Origin of the sequence: Limosilactobacillus mucosae DSM 13345 (assembly GCF_001436025.1) — a bacterium.
Classification (GTDB): domain Bacteria; phylum Bacillota; class Bacilli; order Lactobacillales; family Lactobacillaceae; genus Limosilactobacillus; species Limosilactobacillus mucosae.
Window position 1 is genome coordinate 77986 of record NZ_AZEQ01000007.1, and the last position, 21323, is coordinate 99308.

General features: G+C 46.8%; 17 protein-coding genes. 6 read left to right on the forward strand and 11 right to left on the reverse strand.

All coding sequences use genetic code 11. From position 1 onward, the window contains the following. Positions 1–223 precede the first annotated feature (223 nt). Positions 224–1693, reverse strand: coding sequence for a cardiolipin synthase (gene cls, locus FC47_RS04470; protein WP_056968133.1), 1470 nt, complete (start codon positions 1691–1693; stop codon positions 224–226). A gap of 141 nt (positions 1694–1834) precedes the next feature. Here cls and FC47_RS11020 point away from each other — a divergent pair, with 141 nt between their 5' ends. Continuing rightward, complete coding sequence (locus FC47_RS11020) at positions 1835–1969, forward strand: hypothetical protein (protein ID WP_006500903.1); 135 nt, start codon at positions 1835–1837, stop codon at positions 1967–1969. Between the two features lie 39 nt (positions 1970–2008). Here FC47_RS11020 and FC47_RS04475 read toward each other — a convergent pair whose 3' ends face one another. Together FC47_RS04475 and FC47_RS04480 are read right to left on the reverse strand one after the other, a co-directional pair. After that, positions 2009–4132, reverse strand: a complete 2124-nt coding sequence (locus FC47_RS04475) for an ATP-dependent Clp protease ATP-binding subunit (RefSeq protein ID WP_056968135.1) — start codon at positions 4130–4132, stop codon at positions 2009–2011. A 105-nt stretch (positions 4133–4237) separates the two neighbouring features. Beyond that, positions 4238–4462 (reverse strand): hypothetical protein, encoded by a 225-nt coding sequence (locus tag FC47_RS04480; RefSeq protein ID WP_033934622.1) that lies wholly within the window; start codon positions 4460–4462, stop codon positions 4238–4240. Between the two features lie 438 nt (positions 4463–4900). Here FC47_RS04480 and FC47_RS04485 point away from each other — a divergent pair, with 438 nt between their 5' ends. The 5 genes from FC47_RS04485 (at position 4901) to FC47_RS04505 (ending at position 12801) form a co-directional block, all read left to right on the forward strand. Beyond that, the gene (locus FC47_RS04485; RefSeq protein ID WP_006500899.1) at positions 4901–6154 is read left to right on the forward strand and encodes an argininosuccinate synthase; all 1254 of its coding nucleotides are present in this window, start codon (positions 4901–4903) and stop codon (positions 6152–6154) included. Further along, positions 6144–7526, forward strand: a complete 1383-nt coding sequence (argH, locus tag FC47_RS04490; RefSeq protein WP_006500898.1) for an argininosuccinate lyase — start codon at positions 6144–6146, stop codon at positions 7524–7526. The genes FC47_RS04485 and argH overlap by 11 nt, the downstream gene beginning before the upstream one ends. 404 nt (positions 7527–7930) lie before the next feature. Further along, a complete protein-coding gene (locus FC47_RS04495; RefSeq protein WP_006500897.1) occupies positions 7931–8599 on the forward strand; it encodes an IS607 family transposase in 669 nt (222 codons plus the stop codon). Next, entirely contained in the window at positions 8541–9692 is a 1152-nt protein-coding gene (locus FC47_RS04500; protein WP_080890504.1) for an RNA-guided endonuclease InsQ/TnpB family protein, read from the forward strand. The genes FC47_RS04495 and FC47_RS04500 overlap by 59 nt, the downstream gene beginning before the upstream one ends. Positions 9693–9885: 193 nt before the next feature. Then, a complete protein-coding gene (locus FC47_RS04505) occupies positions 9886–12801 on the forward strand; it encodes an LTA synthase family protein (protein WP_056968137.1) in 2916 nt (971 codons plus the stop codon). Between the two features lie 112 nt (positions 12802–12913). Here the strand turns inward: FC47_RS04505 and FC47_RS04510 are convergent, their stop codons facing one another. From FC47_RS04510 to yycF, 8 genes are all read right to left on the reverse strand, one after another. Further along, positions 12914–13336: an Rrf2 family transcriptional regulator gene (locus tag FC47_RS04510; RefSeq protein ID WP_056968139.1), complete on the reverse strand. Its 423-nt coding sequence runs from the start codon at positions 13334–13336 to the stop codon at positions 12914–12916. Between the two features lie 14 nt (positions 13337–13350). Next, positions 13351–13830 (reverse strand): 23S rRNA (pseudouridine(1915)-N(3))-methyltransferase RlmH, encoded by a 480-nt coding sequence (rlmH, locus tag FC47_RS04515; protein WP_056968141.1) that lies wholly within the window; start codon positions 13828–13830, stop codon positions 13351–13353. Between the two features lie 394 nt (positions 13831–14224). Then, complete coding sequence (locus FC47_RS04520; protein ID WP_056968143.1) at positions 14225–15472, reverse strand: S1C family serine protease; 1248 nt, start codon at positions 15470–15472, stop codon at positions 14225–14227. A gap of 63 nt (positions 15473–15535) precedes the next feature. Next, a complete protein-coding gene (locus FC47_RS04525; protein ID WP_056968145.1) occupies positions 15536–16345 on the reverse strand; it encodes an MBL fold metallo-hydrolase in 810 nt (269 codons plus the stop codon). 20 nt (positions 16346–16365) lie between these two features. Beyond that, positions 16366–17193 (reverse strand): two-component system regulatory protein YycI, encoded by an 828-nt coding sequence (locus FC47_RS04530; protein WP_006500890.1) that lies wholly within the window; start codon positions 17191–17193, stop codon positions 16366–16368. Between the two features lie 11 nt (positions 17194–17204). After that, positions 17205–18512 (reverse strand): YycH family regulatory protein, encoded by a 1308-nt coding sequence (locus FC47_RS04535; protein WP_006500889.1) that lies wholly within the window; start codon positions 18510–18512, stop codon positions 17205–17207. Then, positions 18512–20365: a cell wall metabolism sensor histidine kinase WalK gene (gene walK, locus FC47_RS04540; RefSeq protein ID WP_006500888.1), complete on the reverse strand. Its 1854-nt coding sequence runs from the start codon at positions 20363–20365 to the stop codon at positions 18512–18514. The genes FC47_RS04535 and walK overlap by 1 nt, the downstream gene beginning before the upstream one ends. 15 nt (positions 20366–20380) lie before the next feature. After that, complete coding sequence (gene yycF / locus FC47_RS04545) at positions 20381–21088, reverse strand: response regulator YycF (RefSeq protein WP_006500887.1); 708 nt, start codon at positions 21086–21088, stop codon at positions 20381–20383. Between the last annotated feature and the right edge of the window lie 235 nt (positions 21089–21323).

Sequence of the window (21323 nt, forward strand, 5' to 3'; positions counted from 1 at the left end):
TACTTAGTGAGCAATAACTAAGTCAAGGTTAGGACTTCCATCCCAATAAAGTCATCTTTTATCTCAAATTCAAATCTCTCTACTCCATACTTGGTGGTTTTTAATCGCCTCAATGATAACTTTTTCGATGTGTCAGTCCAGCTGACGTCCTAACCCGTTGAAATAAAAAACACGATGGCCAATCCCTGGTCATCGTGTTTTTTATTGTACCGCCCATCCAGCATTACAGAATCGGTGAAAACAGGCGCGAGAACGTTTGCTTAAAGCGCAGCCATACTGGTTGAGCCGCGAACATTTCCGGCGTCATTACCTTACAGTTACGAATATCATTAACAAAGATCTGTTCTAGTTGATCCGTGATGTGATGGTCATACATAAAGGCATTGATTTCAAAGTTAAGCTTGAAGCTGCGAAAATCGAGGTTGGCCGATCCAACTGAAGCCATCTTGCCATCTACGACCATGGTTTTGGCATGCAGGAAGCCATTTTGATAAAAATAGATCGTTGCCCCTTCGTTAGCCAGCTGACGAGCATAGTACTGCGTTGCTCGGTAGACAAAAGGATGGTCCGGCTTGCATGGAATCATGATGCGAACGTCGACACCAGAATGAATGGCAATCCGCAAAGCATCCAAGACACTGTCGTCAGGAATTAGATAAGGCGTTTGAATCCAGATATGATCCTGCGCCGCGTTGATCAGCCGCAGATAGCCAAGCTTGATTTTTTCCAATGGTGATTCAGGACCATTGGAAACGATCTGCAAAGCGGTGTTGCCCTGTTTAACCGTAATCGGTGGGAAATATGGCCGATAGTGGATGATCTTGTCCTGGACGTGGCGTTGGGAGGCATTCCAGTCACGAATAAATCGCTGCTGCAATGAGTAGACGCCGCCACCGATCACGCGCAGATGCGTATCACGCCAATAGCCAAACTTAGGCAGTCTTCCCAAGTACTGGTCACCTACGTTAAAGCCGCCCACGTAGCCGATTTTGCCGTCAATAGTGACGATTTTTCGGTGATCACGATAGTTCAGCCGAAAATCAAACAAGTTGCTGTGCGTCATCAAGAAAGGTTCCGCCAAACCGCCATTTTGTCTTAAAGCATCATAAAAACTGCGCTTAACGCCCATCGATCCCCACGAGTCATATAAAACTCGGACCTCAACGCCTTCTGCTGCCTTCTGTTCCAACAGCGTACGCAGCTGATTGCCGATCCGGTCGTTATAGATCGTGTAAAACTCAATATGGATGCTTTTTTGTGCATTGGATAAATCATCAAACATCTTTTGAAACAGCCTTTGCCCATCCGTATAGATATCAACCTGATTATGCCGGGTCAAAAATGCGTTGTCGATGCTTTGAAACAGCATGATCGTCCGTCGATACATACGCATGGTCTGTTTTTTAGGCCGCGGCATATCCAAAAACTGCTTTTTCTGTTCTTCTAAGGCCGCGCTCAGTTCCAGTTCCGTCTGCGATTGGATCCGCTCCATCTTGTCCTGCGGCAGCTTGCGTCCCAAAAATGCATATAGGATAAAGCCCAGCACCGGGATTAGGGTTAAGACCAGCAGCCATGCCCAGGTCGCGGCAATATCGCGCTTTTCACGAAACACCGTATAAAGCGCGGCAATTTCGTTGATTAAGATGATTCCCCAAATAATCAACTTGATAATCTGCCACGTCGTTAAAAGCATTGTTCTACCTTCCTTTCGCTTGCTTTTTTTATTCTAACGCACCTTTTGATTCGAACCAACAACTTAATTGCGCTATAATTTTTCGAAATATAGTTAAATCTGGCAGTTATTGCTGAAAGGTTTAAAAAGGAATGAACAACCATGTTTGACTCAATGCCATTGGGAATCGGCCAGTATCATCTGTTTCATGAACTGTTCAAGGCTAATCCGCGACTGGCGATTATCGTCTTGGCGCTGATCGTCGTTTTGGCCATCTACTTAAATCAACGCCGATAAAAAAAGAGCTGGCTTTTTGGCCAGCTCTTTTTGATTTGCTTATTCTGCTTTTGGTGTCTGATAGTCTTTGTTTTCACTGATAACCAGCTTGCCATCCTGCATGTCGGCGCGCAGGTGCTTAACGTCCAGATGATCCAGATAGTAGTCGGTAACCTGGTCGCGAATCTGCTGTTCAACGACCCGCCGTAATGGACGAGCCCCCATTGCCTCATCATAGCCTTGGTCGATCAAGAAGTTCTTGGCTTCCTCGCTGACTGCAACGTCCATGCCCTTCTTAGCCAGGGTCTTGTTGACGTCTTTAAGCATCAGGTCAACGATTTGCTTAAGATCTTCTTTAGTCAGATGGTGGAATTCGACAATGGCGTTGAACCGGTTGAGAAATTCAGGACGGAAGTATGGCTCCAGCCGCTTGGTCAGGCTTTCTTCCTTATTGTCGGCTGCCTTGATCATAGCATCGCTGGAGTAGCCGGCATTGGAGGTGGCAATAATGATCGTGTTCTTAAAGTCGACCGTATTGCCTTGTCCATCCGTCAGCCGACCATCATCCAGCACCTGCAAAAGCAGCGTAATGACTTGTGGATCAGCCTTTTCAATTTCGTCAAGCAGTACGATTGAGTAAGGATGACGACGAACCTTTTCCGTCAGCGTGTTGCTGTTGTCATCGTAGCCAACGTAGCCAGCCGTAGTCCCAATCAGCTTGGAGACGGCTGTCCGGTCAGCATATTCAGACATGTCCAACCGAATAATATCGTCTTTATTGCCAAACATATCCAAAGCCAGCTGCTTAGCCAGTTCAGTCTTACCGACCCCCGTTGGCCCAACGAACAGGAAGCTGCCGATCGGACGATTGCCTTCATCAAAGCCGGCCCGGTTCCGCCGAATTGCGCGGGCAACGGCATCAACGGCTTCATCTTGGCCGATGACCTTGCTCTTGAGGCGCCCAGCCAGGCCTTTAAGTCGTTCAATATCACTGGCGCCCATCTTAGAAACCGGAATGCCAGTCAGCCGTTCTACCGAGTCAGCGACATCGCTAGGCGTTGCCGTAACTTTCTCGGAAGCCGAGTGATCAGCCAGTTCTTTTTTCAGTTCGGCAATCTTATCCTTGCATTCTTGAGCCTTTTGATAGTCTTCTTTTTCGGCGGCTGCGGTCTGTTCTTGTTCAATCCGCTTGATCTCAGCTTCAATCTCCTTGGCATCCTTGACTGGGTGCTTGGCTGCCAGGTGCGCGGCCGTCATGTCGACCAGGTCAATAGCCTTGTCCGGCAGACTGCGCTGTGGAATATATTGAACCGAGTAGTCGATAGCAGCTTTTAAGACGTTGTCAGGCAAGGTTACGTTATGGTGCTTTTCATACAGGCCCCGAATTCCCTGTAGGATCTTAAACGTGTCTTCCTTGCTTGGCGCGTTGACAACCACTGGATTGAACCGCCGCGACAAGGCTGCATCCTTCATGATCGTGTTGCGGTATTCATCCTGCGTCGTAGCCCCGATAATCGTAATCTCGCCTCTGGACAGGGCGGGTTTCAAAATGTCGGACATCCCTTTTGAGCCATTGCCATCGCCAGAGCTGCCGGCACCAATGATCTGATGAATCTCATCAAAGAACAGGATCACGTTGCCGGCTTTTTTGACTTCATCAACCAGCTTTTGCATGTTTTCCTCAAAGCTGCCCCGGTATTGCGTCCCGGCTTCCAGACTGGAAATGTCGATGCTGATGATCTGCTTGTTTTTAATTGCAGCTGGCACGTCGCCGTTGACGATGGCCTGGGCCAATCCTTCAACGACCGCCGTCTTACCAACCCCGGCATCACCGACCAAGACTGGATTGTTCTTGATCCGGCGGCTGAGGATTTCTGCAGTTTCTTGAATTTCTTTGTTACGGCCAATCACTGGATCCAATTTGCCAGCCTTGGCTTCTTCGGTTAGATTGCGCCCCAGCTTGGCCAGCATGCCGCCTTTTTTAGGTGCCTTCGCAGTTGGCTGCTTGACATCTGCTTGCGGCAGCTTGCCGGTTCTTCGATACTGAGCGTACTCTTCTGGGGTCACTTCACGTCCATTGATCAGATAGCGGCGATTTTCGGTATTAAAACCGTTCAAGCCGCCCATCATCTGGTTAAAAATGTCATTCATGTCATCGAATGGATCTACTGGAATTTGTGCCATAAGCTATTCCCCCTATTGTTGATATTCAATTGTAGTTCGCTAAATCAGTGGTCAATAAAAGGCCCAATGCTGTTACACTCGACCTCCTACTGCTACACTATGCGATTATCGCTCTAAGTAATGCTCTTCCAGCTCTTTTAGCACTTCCCACATTTTGCGGTGCTGTGCCCGCGCCAAAGCATCCAAGTCGCGCAGATTCAGCGGCGTGGCACTGGTCTGCTCCTTGTTGAACGATTTGTGCAAGGTCGTGTAGCCGTAGCCGGATCGTTTGGACACTTGATAGATCGTCAAGTGATTCACGTCCAAATAATGCTTGATGTCGATTCGCACCATGCTCACTTCCTTTACGTTTTTTATTATATCACATCCGTGTTATAACACAAGTGTAAAATACCACATTTGTGAAATATTTTTTATCAAGTCAAAAAGGTTCTCTTCCTTTTATATGCTTCGTTTTGAGATCGCTTTCAAAAACATTGAATCAATAGCCAAGCAAGCTGACTGATGACGGCCTGCTTGGTGCATAGAAAAATGGATAAAAATTTTTAACCATTTTCTCACTTTAGTTCCCAAGGACGTGAAATACCATGCTGCAAACGTTTGACGCAATTATGCAGCCTTTGATTACTCGTGTTTATCTTTTGCATAAAACTAAAAAATATAAAGGATTGTTGACTTTTTATTCGTTTTTCTGTATATTTAATGACAATTTATAAATCAATTATAAATTAAGAGCAATCAGAAACAGAAATATCGGAGGAAGAACTTATGAAACAAGAAAAGGAAAAAATCGTTTTAGCTTATTCTGGCGGCCTGGATACCTCAGTCGCTATTGCCTGGCTTAAGAACAAAGGCTACGACGTAATTGCATGCTGTATTGACGTTGGTGAAGGCAAGGACCTGGAAGCCATCAAGGCCAAAGGAAGTCAAGTCGGCGCCTATGCATCCGTCGTTATCGATGCCAAAGAAGACTTTGCGGAAAACTTTGTCCTGCCCGCTCTGCAAAGTAATGCCATGTACGAACAAGAATATCCCCTGGTTTCTGCTCTTTCCCGACCTCTGATTGTTCAAAAGCTCGTTGCCGTTGCCAAGGAATACGGTGCTACCGCCATCGCCCATGGCTGCACTGGGAAAGGCAATGATCAGGTTCGCTTTGAAGCCGGCATCCATGCACTGGCTCCCGACATGAAGATTGAAGACCCAATTCGTGACTGGCACTGGTCACGGGAAGAAGAAATCGACTACGCCAAGAAGAATGGCATTCCCGTTCCAATCACCATGGAAAGCCCCTACTCGATTGACGAAAACCTGTGGGGCCGTGCCAATGAATGTGGGATTCTTGAAGATCCATGGGCCAGCGCTCCAGAAGACGCCTATGACCGGACCAACCCAATTGAAAAAACGCCGGACACGCCAGAAATCATGGAGATTCAATTCGCACACGGCAAGCCGGTTGCCCTTAACGGTGAAGCCATGCCACTGGCCGAACTGATCATGAAGCTCGACAAGATTGCCGGCAAGCACGGAATTGGCCGGATCGATCACGTTGAAAATCGGCTGGTCGGTATCAAGTCGCGTGAAATCTACGAATGTCCTGCAGCTACGGTTCTTTTGAAGGCGCACAAAGATCTGGAAGACCTGACTCTGGAACGTGAAGCAGCTCACTTCAAGCCGGTCGTTGAACTGAAGATGGCCAACCTGATTTACAATGGTCTGTGGTACTCGCCATTAATGAAAGCCATTCAAGCATTCATTAAAGAAACGCAAAAAGACGTCAACGGCACGGTTCGGGTCAAGTTGTTTAAAGGCAACGTTGTCTGTGAAGGTCGGAAGTCACCTAATTCCTTATACGACAAGAATCTGGCTACCTACACCTCTGCCGATGAATTTGATCAGGAAGCTGCTGGTGGCTTCATCAAGCTTTGGGAACTGCCTGACAAGGTCTATGCTCAAGTGCAGGCCAATGCTGCCAAGAACCAATCTGAACCTAGCGTAAAGGGGGAAACCATCAGTGCCGATTAAGCGGATGTGGGGTGGACGGTTTGAAGAGTCTGGCTCCGATTTGGTAAATAAATTCGGGGCTTCAATCACCTTTGACCAAGAGATGGCCCAAGAAGACATTCAAGGATCATTGGCCCATGTCAAGATGCTTAAGGCAACCAAGATCCTTGACGCTGCCGACGCCGATGCCATCATCAAAGGACTGGAGACGCTTGCTGAAAAGCTGAAGCAAGGCAAACTGTCTTTCAATATTGAAAATGAAGACATTCATATGAACATTGAGGCACTCTTGACGGCAGAAATCGGTCCGGTAGCCGGCAAGCTGCACACTGGGCGGAGTCGAAACGACCAGGTTGCCACCGATCTGCATCTGTACGTCAAAGAGCGGCTGCCTCAAGTAATTACGGCCATCAAGCAGCTGCAGCAGGTCCTGGTTGACAAGGCCAGCGACAATGTTGAAACCATCATGCCGGGCTATACTCACATGCAGCATGCCCAGCCGATCTCATATGGTCATTATCTGATGGCATATTTCCAGATGCTGCAGCGTGACGCTGAACGATTCCAATTCAACATGCAGCATACCGACGTCTCTCCGTTGGGCGCGGCGGCTTTGGCGGGAACGACCTTTCCAATCGACCGTCAATTGAGTGCGAAGTACCTTGGTTTCTCAGATATTTATCACAACTCGCTGGACGCGGTATCTGATCGTGACTTTGTCTTGGAATTTCTCAGCAGCGCCAGCATTTTGATGATGCACCTGTCGCGGATGTGCGAGGAATTGATCTACTGGTGCAGCTATGAATTCGGCTATATTGAGCTTTCCGATGCCTATTCCACGGGCAGCTCGATCATGCCGCAAAAGAAAAATCCTGATACGGCAGAACTGATTCGGGGCAAGACTGGCCGGGTCTATGGCGACTTAATGGGACTTTTGACTACCATGAAGGGCCTGCCACTCGCATACAATAAAGACATGCAAGAGGATAAGGAAGGCGTTTTTGATGCCGTCAAAACCATCATCCCCAGTCTCAAGATCATGGCTGGCATGGTTGAAACGTTGAAGGTCAATCAAGATAAGATGGAACATGCCGTCCACAATGATTTTTCAAATGCTACTGAGCTGGCGGACTATCTGGCCAGCAAAGGCATTCCATTTAGACAGGCGCACGAAATCGTTGGCGAGCTGGTCTTAAAGGGATTGAAGACCGGTAAGAACCTTAGCGATATCAGCCTGGCGGAATATCAAAAGATCAGTCCTTTGATCACTGAAGACGTTTATCACGTGCTGCAGCCAAAAGTAGCCGTTGAACGACGGAATTCAGCAGGCGGAACCGGCTTTGCTCAAGTCGAAGCCCAGATTAAAGCTGCCAAAGAACTATTAAAAGATTAAGCAAAGTCCTGCAAGACTCATGAAGTTTTGCAGGACTTTTTATGTTTTGGCGATCATTGGCAAAAAAACAAGGCATCGTAGGTAATTTTAGTCCTCGTCCCCGTAGCCATTCATGATCTGATTTCCTTCAAAAAGCCATCCCCAGCAGGCTCCTTAATCCGTATTCACTAATACCTAACCGTCATTTCATTTGCTCTATTGGGACATTAAACGTTTTAAATACTTTAACGCGACACTCATCCGATCTTTGTCGATTGATTTTTGCTGCCTAATCCGTTTCGATATTATATGAAGATATTTGAAAACGTTAGGGAGCTGATTAACTGTTAAATAAAACGCAGAATAAAATAGAATTATACGTTATAATATAACCATAGAAAGAAAAAATGTAGGTGGTTATTGTTATGACGATGATGAAACCAAAAGAAATGGCTGAACGATTAGGTGTTACGGTTAGAACCTTACAGATATGGGATAAAAAAGGAATTCTAAAAGCTTATCGAACACCCACTAATCGAAGATACTATACAGAAGAACAGTACCTGGAATATACTGGTCAATCATTGCAAAGTAAACGTCTGAACGTGGCTTACGCTAGAGTGTCAAATAATAGCCAAAAAGATGATTTAAAAAATCAAATTAGCTTTATTAGACAATACGTTAATGCTAAGGGTGTTATCTTAGACGATACGATCACTGAGATTGGCAGCGGGCTTGACTATAACCGTAAAAAGTGGAACGAACTGCTAGAAAAAGTAATGCAGAACGAAATTGATACAATCTACATTACCTATAAAGACAGATTTGTTCGCTTTGGTTATGAATGGTTTGAACGATTATGTAAAATGTACGACACAAAAATCGTGGTGCTGAATAACGTGGAAACTAGCCCCAGCCAAGAAATGATTGATGATATGGTCAGTATCATACATGTTTTTTCTGGTCGTTTATCTGGTCTGCGAAAGTATCAGACTAAAATTCAAAACGACAAATCTTTGAAAGGTGGTGAAAAAGATGATCCGAACGCAAAAGGTCAGGCTGTATCCGAACAAAACGATGCAAAAGGCGATTGATCAGCTTTGCGATTATCGGCGCTACTGCTGGAATCAAGGCTTGGCGCTTTGGAATGATATGTACGATGCTTCGTTGATTTTAGAAGACAAAAAGTTGCGTCCAAATGAGCGCAAGGTTCGTGATGAACTGGTCGCCAATAAAGCTGACTGGCAGTATCAGCTATCCGCTCGGTGCCTACAGCTTGCAATTGCCGATCTTAGCAAGGCTTGGAAGAACTTCTTTAACAAGGCTCAACCAGATTGGGGCAAGCCCAAGTTCAAATCAAAGAAAGCTCCAAGACAAGGATTTAAAACTGACCGGGCTAAGATTGTTGATGGCAGGTTGCGCTTAGATAAGCCGCATGGTGTTGAGAAATGGTACGACATTCGGTTTAATGGTGCCAAATCGTTGAACGGTGAATTAAAAGTCGTTTCAATTTACCGGGAAAACGGTAAATACTGGGCTAGCTTACCCTTTGAAAGAAAGACAGAAGCAAAAGCTGATACCGCTAAAAAGACGGCAGTTGATGTCAATGTAGGGCATTTTAATTATACTAACGGGCGGATTAACACTTTACCGCATAATCTAAATAATTTATACAAGCGCATCAAGCATTACCAACGTCTATTGGCTAGGAAACGAGCAGTAAATGGACAGAAAGCAACGCAGACAAACAATTACGTTAAGACGAGAGCCAAGTTGCAGCGTGATTATCGGCGGGTTGCCAATATCCAGCATGACATTGTCCAAAAATTCACCACTAAGCTGGTTAATGATTATGATCAGATCGTTATTGAAGATTTAGACGTAAAGCAAATGCAGATGAGCCATGTTGCCTCTAAAGGATTACAGCGGTCGTTATTTGGCTATTTCAGACAGGTGCTAACTTATAAATGCGAATGGTATAACAAGCATTTATTATTAGCCGATAAGTTTTATCCAAGCACTCAACGGTGTTCTCAATGTGGGTTTGTTAAGACAGGTAAAGATAAAATCGGTCTTAATGGCAACATCAAACATCACACTAAGCATAACGAATATATTTGTTATGCATGCGGTGCTGTTATGGATAGAGATAGAAATGCAGTGATGAACTTGCTTGCATTATTATAAAGAATTAATGGGTGGGCTACACCCGCAAGCTATAAGAGTTAGTCAATGTCATTACCCTCTAGTTAGGATATGGGAATACTAATGTTGACGATAGTAAATAAAATTAAGAAAGGAAAACTATATTCTTTCTAATAACATAGAAAACTGTATTACGGTTTCTACGTTATTCTACATTTTATATAGCAGATTTAAATTGAAGTTAAAGAAATTAACCATCAACTGGTTCAGCATGCTTTGGCTAACTGTCCTTTTGATCACGACAGTCGCGGTCAGCACTACCGCTCGCCAAATGCTTTCTCATGCTGCTGGCCAGTCTTTTTTATTTTTATGGCTGATTAAAAACGCAGCTGCTTTGAGCGTTTTGATTCTGCCAATGATGCTGGGAGCTTTTGACATCAAGATCCCGCATCGGCAAACCGCCGTGATTCTATCAGCGGGAACCGGCCTGATCTTGTTTGGCTTGGCCAATCATCTTACGCAGCCGGCCGTTTTGGAAAGTGTCCCTTCTGATGAGCGCTATGTCGTCCAAAACATCTTTGTGACCTGGCTGGCCTATTTGGTGCTGCTGCTTTTCTCCCCCTGGCTGAAAAAGCGGCTGCATCAATTCACGATTAAACAGCGCCGGCGTACTTTGCTTATCTTGACGCTGGCGATTTGGCTGCTCAATCTCAACCATGCCGTGGGGGTCTTAGGTCTGGCAGGCGGCAGCAGCTTTTTATGGTTTAGCTACCTTTTTGCCATGGGTGATTGGCTGGGCAGCGATCAGGCACTGCTGCAGTCATTAAAGACCAGCTGGCTGATAATTGGCGATCTGCTGGTCTTTTTGGCAATGTGTCTGGCTGCCTGGTTCAATATCAATCAGCTGAGCTATAATCCGCATGATGGTCTGCTTTTGACCACTCACTATCAGGTCGCCATCAACGCCTTTCAAAACACCTACCTGGCAATGGCAATCCTGGTCATCATCACGCTGGTCAAGCTGCTGTCATCACGATCATTAAGCAGCTTTTATGCCATTTTGGGCGGTTTGATGCTTAATTTGCTGGCCATCCCCAAACTATTCGTACCGTTCTTAAAGTATCAGCCACGCTGGCACCTATCGATTGCTATTGCAGCAGGCTGGGCCGTCAGCTGGAGCCTTGCCGTTTTGCTCAGTCAGTGGACGACCCGCTTTGACTGGCAGCTTAAGTTTGATTTAGGTGCTGGCTGGGACGTTTTAAAGAAAACCTTTGCCAAATGCTGGCCGTTTCTATTGACCGCCGCCGTTATCTGGGGAATGACGATCTGGTCGTTTGGCTACCTTTGGAACTGGCAGCTCAACATGCTGCAGTGGATCATCACAGATCATAATGCCATCGTCTGGGCCAATGTAATGATCATGATGGCCCTGGCCGGAATTTTAATGGCCTTGACCAATCGCTGGTGGCTCAGCAGTGCTTTAACGATCATTATCTATGGCGGCTGGCTGACTGCCTCGCTGCTTAAGATTCAAGCACGGGCTGAGCCGATTCTGCCAACTGACCTGGCTACGCTAACCGCACCTAAAGAAATGCTGGGCATGGTCGAGCCAACGATTCTGCTGGCCGCAGGGGGTGTCGTCATCGTTCTGCTTGGCTTTGCCGTAGCAATCGAGATTCGCCATGGTCGAAAATACCGCCTTAAGATTCAGTGGCGCTATCTGATCGGTGCGGCTGCCATCCTTTATCTAAGCGGTTTTGCCTTTATCAATCACACCAACTCACCAACCTATCGCTGGGCTGAGAAAGTCGACGACACGCCTTATTTTTACGCGCAGCTGCGTGGTGCCAAGGTTAACGGTACGCTCCTGCAGTTTGCCAATAACGTTGACGTTCGCGTAATGGACAAACCCAAGGGATATTCAAAAGCTCGCATGGAAAAAATCGGTCAAAAATATCGTCAGCAGGCTAAAATCATCAACCGGCAGCGAACTCACGCCAGCGTTGGCAATCAGCGACTCGTCTTTATCTTAAGCGAGAGTTTTGCTGATCCGCGTCGCGTGCCGGATCTAAAAGTCAGCGGCAATCCACTGCCTTATCTGGACCAGCTCAAGCATCGTACGACCAGCGGCTTGATGATCAGCACTGGTTATGGCGGCGGGACGGCCAATATGGAATATCAAGCCTTGACCGGACTTTCTATCGTCAACTTTTCGCCAACCATGCCAACGCCATATTCCCAGCTGGTTCCCTACCAAAAACGAGCCGTATCCATTAATCAGCTGTTTTCTTACAGTGATGGAATTCATCCGTTTACCGCCAATCTATACAGCCGTGTAAAAGTCTATCGCAAATTTGGTTTCAACCGTTTCTATCATCTTGATGGCGGCAGCCGACTTTCCTATACGCATAAGATCGACAACAGTCCCCGCATTGATGACTGGTCTGCCTATCAGCAGGTATTGTTAAATCTTAGGAATCATCATGGCAACCAGTTCATCCAATTGGCCACCATGCAAAACCATATGCCATACGACAATTTTTATCATCACAACAACTACAAGGTCAGCGGAACGGCCTACCGAACTCCTCAGGCTCAGCAGCAGATCGAGACCTACACACAGGGCATCCACTATACTGACGAGGCACTGAAAAAATTCATCAGCCGGTTAGACCAAAGCAGCCAGCCGACCACCGTTGTCTGGTATGGCGACCATCTGCCCGGTATCTACAATGGCGTTTCGATGGCTGAGCATGGGCTGGTGATGCACGAAACCGACTACTTTATCTATAGCAATCCAGCTGCTCAAAAAATCAATCACAGCCGCGTTGACAAAGCCAAGATCGTCAGTCCAAACGAGTTTATCCCAATGGCAATGGCGCAGATGGATCTCAAGGTTTCACCATATTACGCGCTCTTGACACAGGTTCATGAAAAACTGCCGGCCATTACGCTGGATCCCAACGTTCACAGTCACAGCAACCGTCCACACAGCACGGCCGTTGAATACGTTGATCAAGACGGCCTGCAGACGACGCTTTCTCTAAAGCAGATGCGGCTGTTTGACGACTATCGCATGGTTCAGTATGATCTGACGGCCGGGCATCATTATCTGCTGCATGACTGGTTCATGCTTAAGGTGCCGCATTAATCAGACTGCTTAATCATCACCAAATCATATAAATCATATCAAGACAGATCATCGCCTAGAAAACGCGTTTCCACTCTTGATAAAAAAGACGCTCAACAATTGAGCGTCTTTTTTATTTGATTCGATCAGCCACCTCGTCAACGACATCCTGCAGTGTAATCTGCTTCATCATGGCTTCTGCAGCTGCCTGGATCTGATCATAGGCCTTGCCTAGTACCGGCTGAATGTTTTTACCGACTGGACACTGCTGATTAGTCTGTTCATCGATATGCAGCAGATGGTGATTTTCTTCAACTGCATAATACACATCCAGCAGCGTGATCTCAGCTGCCGGGCGACTCAGCTGTGGTGCCGGCGCGTCTGACTTTGGCTTGAGAATGCCGGCCCTGACCATTTTGGCAATTAGACTGCGAATCAGGCTGGGATTGGCATCCACGCTGGCGGCCAGATCCTGACTGCTGATTTTTTGCCCATGATAGATCTCCAGATAGGTCAGAATATGCACGGCATCACTTAAACGATGAGAATATTTCATAATTCAGCGCACCTTTATTTATGATAGGGAAGACCATTGATAATCGTAAAGGCCCGGTAGATCTGTTCAGTCAAAACCAGCCGCATCAATTGGTGAGGCAGCGTAAAGCGTCCAAACGAGATCTGCTCATTGGCCCGTTTTAAGACAGCCGGACTCAGCCCCAAAGATCCGCCAATCACAAACGTAATGTCGCTGTGACCATAAGTTGCCAACTGATTAAGCGTCTGGGCAAATTCTTCCGAGCTGCGTTCCTTGCCATTGATTGCCAGGGCAAAAACGTACTCGCGATCCTTAATCTTGCTTAGGATGCGTTCGCCTTCTTTGGCCATAACCTCATCCATCTCGGCTTGGCTCAGCGATTCGGGTGCTTTTTCATCCGGGACCTCCACGATCTCAAACTTGCAGTATCTCCCCAAACGCTTGGCATATTCAGCAATTCCGGCCTTAAAGTATTTTTCCTTTAATTTGCCAACCCCAATTATCTTAATGTTCATTTAAAACTCCTTCTAATCAATTGTTCGGTAATTATACCAATTCTTCTCCCAACTGACCACGACTAGTTATCCACAGTTCAAAACCAAAACAGCCGTTTGCATTCAACGGTCAAACCCATTGATATAACTGTGTTTATCAATCATCAATAAATATGATAAAGGGTTTTCCACAATTCTGCAATCTTTACTTGTGGATAACTAAAAGTACTGATATTAAGGAATTTGATTCTTATTTTTTAAATCGCAGTCTTTTACACGAAACGTGGCGGCAAAGCCAGCTAATTTAAAGTTATCCACCGTTTTTGGAACATTTATCCACAGAAATTGTGGATAATTCGTCAAATAAAAAACGTGATCTTAACAATCAATTAATCATTAAGAACACGTTTTTAAGCTACTGGTTGTTTGATGAGCTGCTGCTGTCGGCGCTGGCAGACTGAGTCAGCTTAACCGATACCGTCTGCTGTTTGCCTTGCCGATACAGCGTCAGCTTAATCGTGTCGCCAACCTTGTACTTGTAGAGCTGAGTCTTCAGATCACCGCCATCATTAACTTTTTTATTGTTGATCTTGGTAATTACGTCATACTTTTGAATTCCCGCCTGATCAGCTGCCGAGCCGCTCTGAGCCTTCATAACTACGACCCCTTTGGTAATGCTCTTTGGCAGCTTCAGGATGTCTTGCTGGTCTTGACCATCCACATTGCTCAGATCGATCATCTCAATGCCAAGCGATGGCCGCGTAATCTTGCCATTGGCTACCAATTGATTGATGACCCGCACGACCTCATTGCTTGGAATCGAGAAGCCCATCCCTTCAACGCTGGTTCCTTGACTGTCGCTGGCCAGCTTCATTGAGTTGATACCGATGACCTGCCCAGCCATGTTGACCAGCGGACCACCTGAATTACCGGCATTGATCGCCGCGTCAGTTTGAATGACCGTGGTATTGGTGCCTGAGTTGCTTGAGCTGGCACTGATCGTTCGTTTTGGCGCCGAAATGATCCCTTTCGTAACCGTGTTGGCATATTCGCTGCCCATTGGCGAACCAATTGCCAAGACATCTTGACCAGCCTTGATCGAGTTGGAATTGCCGAACTTAGCAACCGTCGTTACGTTAGCGGCACTGATCTTTAAAACGGCCAGGTCAGTCGTTGAGTCCGTACCAACCAGTTCAGCCTGGACCTTCTTGCCGTTGCTCATGATTACCTGCAGCGCGCTGGCCCCAGAAACCACGTGATTGTTGGTAACGATATAGGCAGCATTGCCTGACTTCTTATAGATTACTCCTGAACCTTCACTGGCCGTCTGCAGCGAACCGGAACTAGAGCTGGATGAATCTGAATCCGCACCAAACATTGACAAAATATCATTGTCGTCAGAAGAGCTGGCCTGCTTGTTGATGACGCTGACCACGGCCCCCTTGACCGCATTATAGGCTTCAGTTGACTGATTGCTCTTGGTATCTTCATTTTTATTGATCTTAGTGCCCCCAGACTTGTTTGATCCAGATGGCACTTTGGTAGCTGCGTTTTGCTGATGAGTGACGATCGCATTACCCACGCCATACGAAACACCGCCACCAATCAAGCCCGCTAAAAGTCCTACCCCTGCAACTTTGACGATTAACTGCTTGCCTGCCATAATCTAATACTTCCTTTGTTTTTTTTCAGTATAACAAAAAAGTATGAATATTAGTTGAAATATTTACAAAGCCAGCAGCTTGCTTGGCTGATCGGGCTCGGCATCCTTTAAGTCAAAATCCTGATCCACGCCCAGATCATGCTGCTCTAAAATCGTGGCAACCGTTAGATGAGCCAGCGAGCGAATATTGTTGTGCTGACTGCGATGCCCCAAAAAGACCTGTTTCGTGTTGGTGCCGATTACGTCCAAAAGCGCCTGGGCACTCTCCTCATTGGAAAGATGCCCCTCATCGCTTAGAATCCGCTGCTTGAGCGGCCAGGAGTATGGTCCCATTCTAAGCATTTCAGTGTCATGGTTGCACTCCATCAAATAGGCATCCGCATTTTCAATCGTTTTAGCCACGCGCTGCGAAACATAGCCCGTATCCGTTAAAATACAGAAGGTCTGATTATCGTGGTGCATCTGGTAAAACTGAGGACAGGCAGCATCATGTGAAACGGCAAAGCTTTCGACTTCCAGATCACCAAAGTCCTTTACCTTGCCAGGCTCAATTATGTTTTTTTGAGCCAGCGGGATCTGGCCCACTTTTTTAGCCATTGCCTGCCAGGTTTTAGCATTGGCATAAACGTCCATGCCATAGCGCCGGGCCAAAACGCCGACGCCTTGAACGTGATCGCTGTGCTCATGGGTTACGAACAGCGCCTCAACATCATTAAGCGAGCGGCCAATTGCCTGCATGCGCTCTTCCAAACGCTTACCGCTAAGTCCCGCGTCAATCAGAATTCGATGATGCGCGGTTTCTAAATAGGTGGCATTGCCTGAGCTGCCGCTGGCTAAAATACTGTAGTAAAGCTTGTCATCCGAATTTGTCACTGCTGTTTTCCTTCTTTTGGTTATTGATTCAGCTGCGTCGTATCAATTTCTTGTGGCGTGTCGCGCATCAGCGTGCTATTGAATGCATTGACCCTGAGGCGCTGGACGTCATCAGAATTCTTGGTCTTGATCTCAACGTACCAGGTTGGCACATACACTGCTTGATCCTTAGTCAGCAAGGTTTTGGTATAGCCAAGTTTTGCGCAGTGAATCTTTGAGTTGTTGGGAATATAGTTATGCTTATACAGCCAGGTCACGGCTTCCTGCTGACTGATCGTGACTGAGCGTGGCCTTAAGACTTGAATGTTGTTCAGATAAGTCTGCGTATAGGCATAGACTTTATGATTCCTGCCGATCTTAAAGCGCAGCTGGCCTTCACTCCCCAGCACCGGGCGCCCTTCCATCATCTGGGTATAGACGATCGTGCTGGAACTGGACAAGGCCTTGTTGTAGACATAGTGCGATCCGTATAAGACGTGACGCGAATTTTTAATGTAGTCGTTCAGCTGCCGTTCTGGATTCAGCACGCTGACTTTAAATGGCACGTCCAATTCACTGATTAAGGTTCCATTGCTCAAGCGCACCGTCTGATCGTCAAGCTTGGCAGCAGCATTGGTCAGCTGACTGTTGGCTCGGTTGGCGGAAATATAATATCCCATTGGCTGCTTGGTGGAAAGTTCAGCAAAACTGATCTCGTCATTATGCATTTCCTTTAAGATCAGCTGCTGTTGACTCTGTTGCTTGACCATCGCCGTAAAGTGAGTGCCGATTAAAAAATAGCTGGCTAAGACGATATCAAAGATCGCAAAGGCAATCACGAAGATCCATTGAATTCGTTTAAAATTCATGCCGCGTCCTCCTATTTATCGTCGATCAGCGTCTGGTAGGCAACCCACTTGCCATGATAGTAGATATAGTAGGTTGGCTCCAGTTTAACGACTTTACTGTCCGCATTCTGATCATCCCAGCGATAGCCGATTCTCAAGCCAGTAATATCCTTATCCTTGCCAGCCTGCCGCAGCTCATTATAGACGACTGAAGAAGGCGGCAGTTTGACTCGCGACTCCTTGATCGGCAACGGTATGCCAAGTCCAAACAATGACAACTGACCGCGTTCGACGCCATCCGCATTGGCCTGCAGCTTAACCGCGCCATAGCCATGCTCATTAAAGATCGGGAAGCCTTCAACATAGCTGCGGAAAACGATGGTCTGCTTTTTTTCATTAACTGAGTCAAAACGCATCCAATCAAGATTCGTCCCCGTAGCCGTCAAGCGTTTATACAGATGACGATACAGGCTGGCTCCCTGATAGGTGCTGTCCTTGCCCAGATAATTGTTGAAACTGACCGTATGCGTATCGCGATGATAGTCAAGCCGTTTGCTGGCCCCATCCATATAGGTCGTATCATTGCCCTTTTTCTTGACGGTGAACGCTGAGGAATTGGTCGACCGCAGCAGATTCTGCGTCAGATTGTCAATATCCTGCGTTGACAACTGGTAGGCAAAGACCGGCAGCTTAATGGCATGTGGGTAGGTCACGGTTGGCTGATTATCAACGATTTTATGATCAACGTCGATCCGCTGACCCGAATTTTGGATCAGCTTTTTGAGCTTAGACCGATTGGCGTTTTGAGTAATATTCAATCGATAGACCGTAAAATCATCATCATCAAGCAGATAGACCACATCGCGACCCTTAAGCGGAATCACGATATGGTTGATGTGCGGCATTTTTTGAGTATCGATTGATTTTGAAAACGTCTGATTAAAGATCCCCGTTGCCATGGCATCTGGATAAGACAGCATGATTGAATCATCATTGCGCAGATAGTTCAGATAAGCTGAAGAATCATTGCGAGCAACGCGGCGGAAACCAGCCAGCTGCCATTTTTGCATCTCCTTGCGCAGCGTCAGCACCAGATTCTTTTTTTGTCCATACAAAAGCTTTTGCGACTCATCAGAATTGGTTAGGATCACCTGCGTTGGCAGATAGATATCGCCGACTGACTGCAGGGCCGTCTGCTGTGAGGCGCCTTTTTCCGAGTCATTATTGGCAATCCATTCATAGCCAAGCGAGTTCGTCCACAGCAAAGCCGAAAAGATCATACTGAGAATGACGACCACGGCTAATAAAATGCTCAGCCAGTTTTCTTTGATTTTGGCCATTAATCCCAGTCATCTCCTTCATCATCATAAGGTACGTAAGGCAGTGAGATATAAAACGTTGAGCCCTTGCCTTCCACACTGTCGACCCAGATCTGACCACCCAGCATGTTGACGACTTCCTTTGAGATTGCCAGGCCAAGTCCGCTCCCGCCCTGTTTGCGGCTGCGGGCCTTGTCAACCCGGAAGAAGCGATCGAAAATATGGCTCAGATCCTTTCTTGGAATCCCCAGACCTTGATCACTGATGCTTAAAATCACATGATTATGCGTTTCCAGCAGGCGCGCGGTAATCACGCCACCATCCGGCGAATATTTAACGGCATTGTTCATAATGTTGTCCACGACCTGCGTAAACTTATCCGGATCGATCTCAACCCAAAGATCCTTGTGCGTAAAGTGCCGCTCAATGGTATAACGCTTCTTTTTGGGATCCTCTTCTTTTTTGATGATCATATCAAAGCGATCCAGAATATAGTTGAACAGCTCGTTGATGTTTACATATTCCAAATTCAGCTTGGCCGTTCCCGAATCCATGCGCGACAGGCTTAATAGGTCATTGATCATCCGAATCATGCGCTCAGTCTCATCCTGCACGACCTTCAAAAACTGGGGCGCAATCTCGGGATCTTTCCAGGCGCCATCGCTTAACGCCTCAACGTAGCTCTTAACGCTGGTCAGTGGCGTCCGCAGCTCGTGTGAGACGTTGGAAACAAACTCCTTGCGCTCACGTTCTTCTTTTTGCTGGCTGGTAACGTCATGCAAGACGCATACCAAACCAGAGACAAAGCCTGATTCGCGTTGAATTGGCGAAAAATAGGCACTCAAGATCATGTCATTGCCATCAACGTTTAAATCAAACAACGTCTGCTGCTGCGAATTGTCGATCAGCTGACGTACCGTATAGTCGCGCCGCACGTCTAAGACATCCAGAATCGACTTGCCCAAGACATCATCTTCTGAATCAATGTCCAGCATCTGCAGGGCCATGTTGTTGATGATCGTTACGTTGCCGCGCCGATTGGTTGCCAGCACCCCATCACTCATATGCGACAAGACGCTGTCCAAGCGCCGCCGCTCAGAATCGGTTGACTCTTGAGCCTCTTCTACGCGGACGGACAGATTGTTGACCGCTCCCGCCAACTGACCAAGCTCATCGTTTCCCATGACCTTGACCTGACCAGAATAGTCGCCTCGCGCGATTCTTAATGCCTGTTTGCGCATCTCTTCAATTGGCCGCGTAATCTCGCGCGAAATCAAGACCGCCAGCCCAAGCCCAAGCACCACAGTAACCAGAGCGGCAGAAAGATAGATCAATGAAATACCATTGACGCTGTCATAAACGCTCTCCAGATTGGCCCGCAGATAAACGGCGCCCACGACGTTATTGGTCGCTGCGCCAACTAAAGGAATGACGTTGACATAGTAGCGGTTGTGACTGGAGTTGTCGTATATGTTTTCAGTATGGGAACGATTGTTGAGCAGCGTATTCTTGACGGCTTCATCGGTCGTTCGCTGTCCAACAACGTCTTGATTGCTGGCATTGCTGGTACCGCGCACGATTCCCTTAGCATCAACTACGCGAATCTCAGAAATGTTGTTGTTCTTGACTTCAGAGAGAATCTGCTTGATTTGCCGGTTAGCAGCCTTTTCATTGGTGCGGCTCAGCTGTTTGGCCAATGAACTGTCAACATAGGTCGGCAGCTCGATCTGCTGCTTGAAGGTATTGAGGTTTTCCTGCTCTAACTGACGCACAAAAACCGCCCCGACGACTTCCAAGGTCAGCATCAGCATTAAAGCAAACACCAGGGCGATTTTAAAATGAATGGTTTGATAAAATTTGATTTTGCTGTTCAAAACTAACGAACCTTTTTAGTTTTGGCTTGGGTTGGCCAAATAGTAGCCGACCCCACGACGAGTAATCAGCCATTGCGGATGACTTGGATTATCCTCGATTTTTTCGCGTAGCCGCCGAACCGTCACGTCAACCGTCCGTACGTCGCCAAAATAATCATAGCCCCAAACCGTCTGCAACAAATGCTCACGATTGATAACCTGACCGATATGCTGTGCCAAATAATACAGCAGCTCAAACTCACGGTGCGTCAGATTGATATTTTCGCCGCGCTTGGTAACCGTGTAGGCATCAGGATGAATCGTCAAATCGCCAACCTGAATATCGGCATTCTGGGCTTCGGCTGCTGGCGCTGCGGCAGCTTCTTGACGGCGCAGGTTGGCCTTGACTCGTGCTACCAGCTCCCGGTTGGAAAATGGCTTGGTAACATAGTCATCGGCCCCCAGTTCCAATCCTAAGACCTTATCCAGTTCGGAATCCTTAGCCGTTACCATGATAATCGGCGTCGTATGCTTAGCCCGGACCCGCTTGGCAACTTCCAAGCCATCGATCTTAGGCAGCATCAAGTCTAAGACGATCAGATCCGGCTGCTCGCTTTCAACTTTTTCCAGGGCTTCTTCGCCATCATAGGCAACCACGACTTCATAGCCTTCTTTTTCCAAATTAAATTTAATGATATCCGAAATCGGTTTTTCGTCATCAACTACCAATATCTTTTTAGCCATTAATTATTCCCCCATGGAGTTGTTAATAAGATTGAAATTCATTTGAATCGAGTCGCAGAGGTTATTTTTTACCATGAATTGCGGTTCTATTATAGCATAGTCGCATCAGGGCTTTTAAATCTGATTATTTTTTTTGCTAAAACCGTTGACAAATTACCTCAATGCATTTAATATATATAATTGTTGTTGGTGTTCAACAGCAATTAAAAATTTGGGCAGTTAGCTCAGCTGGCAG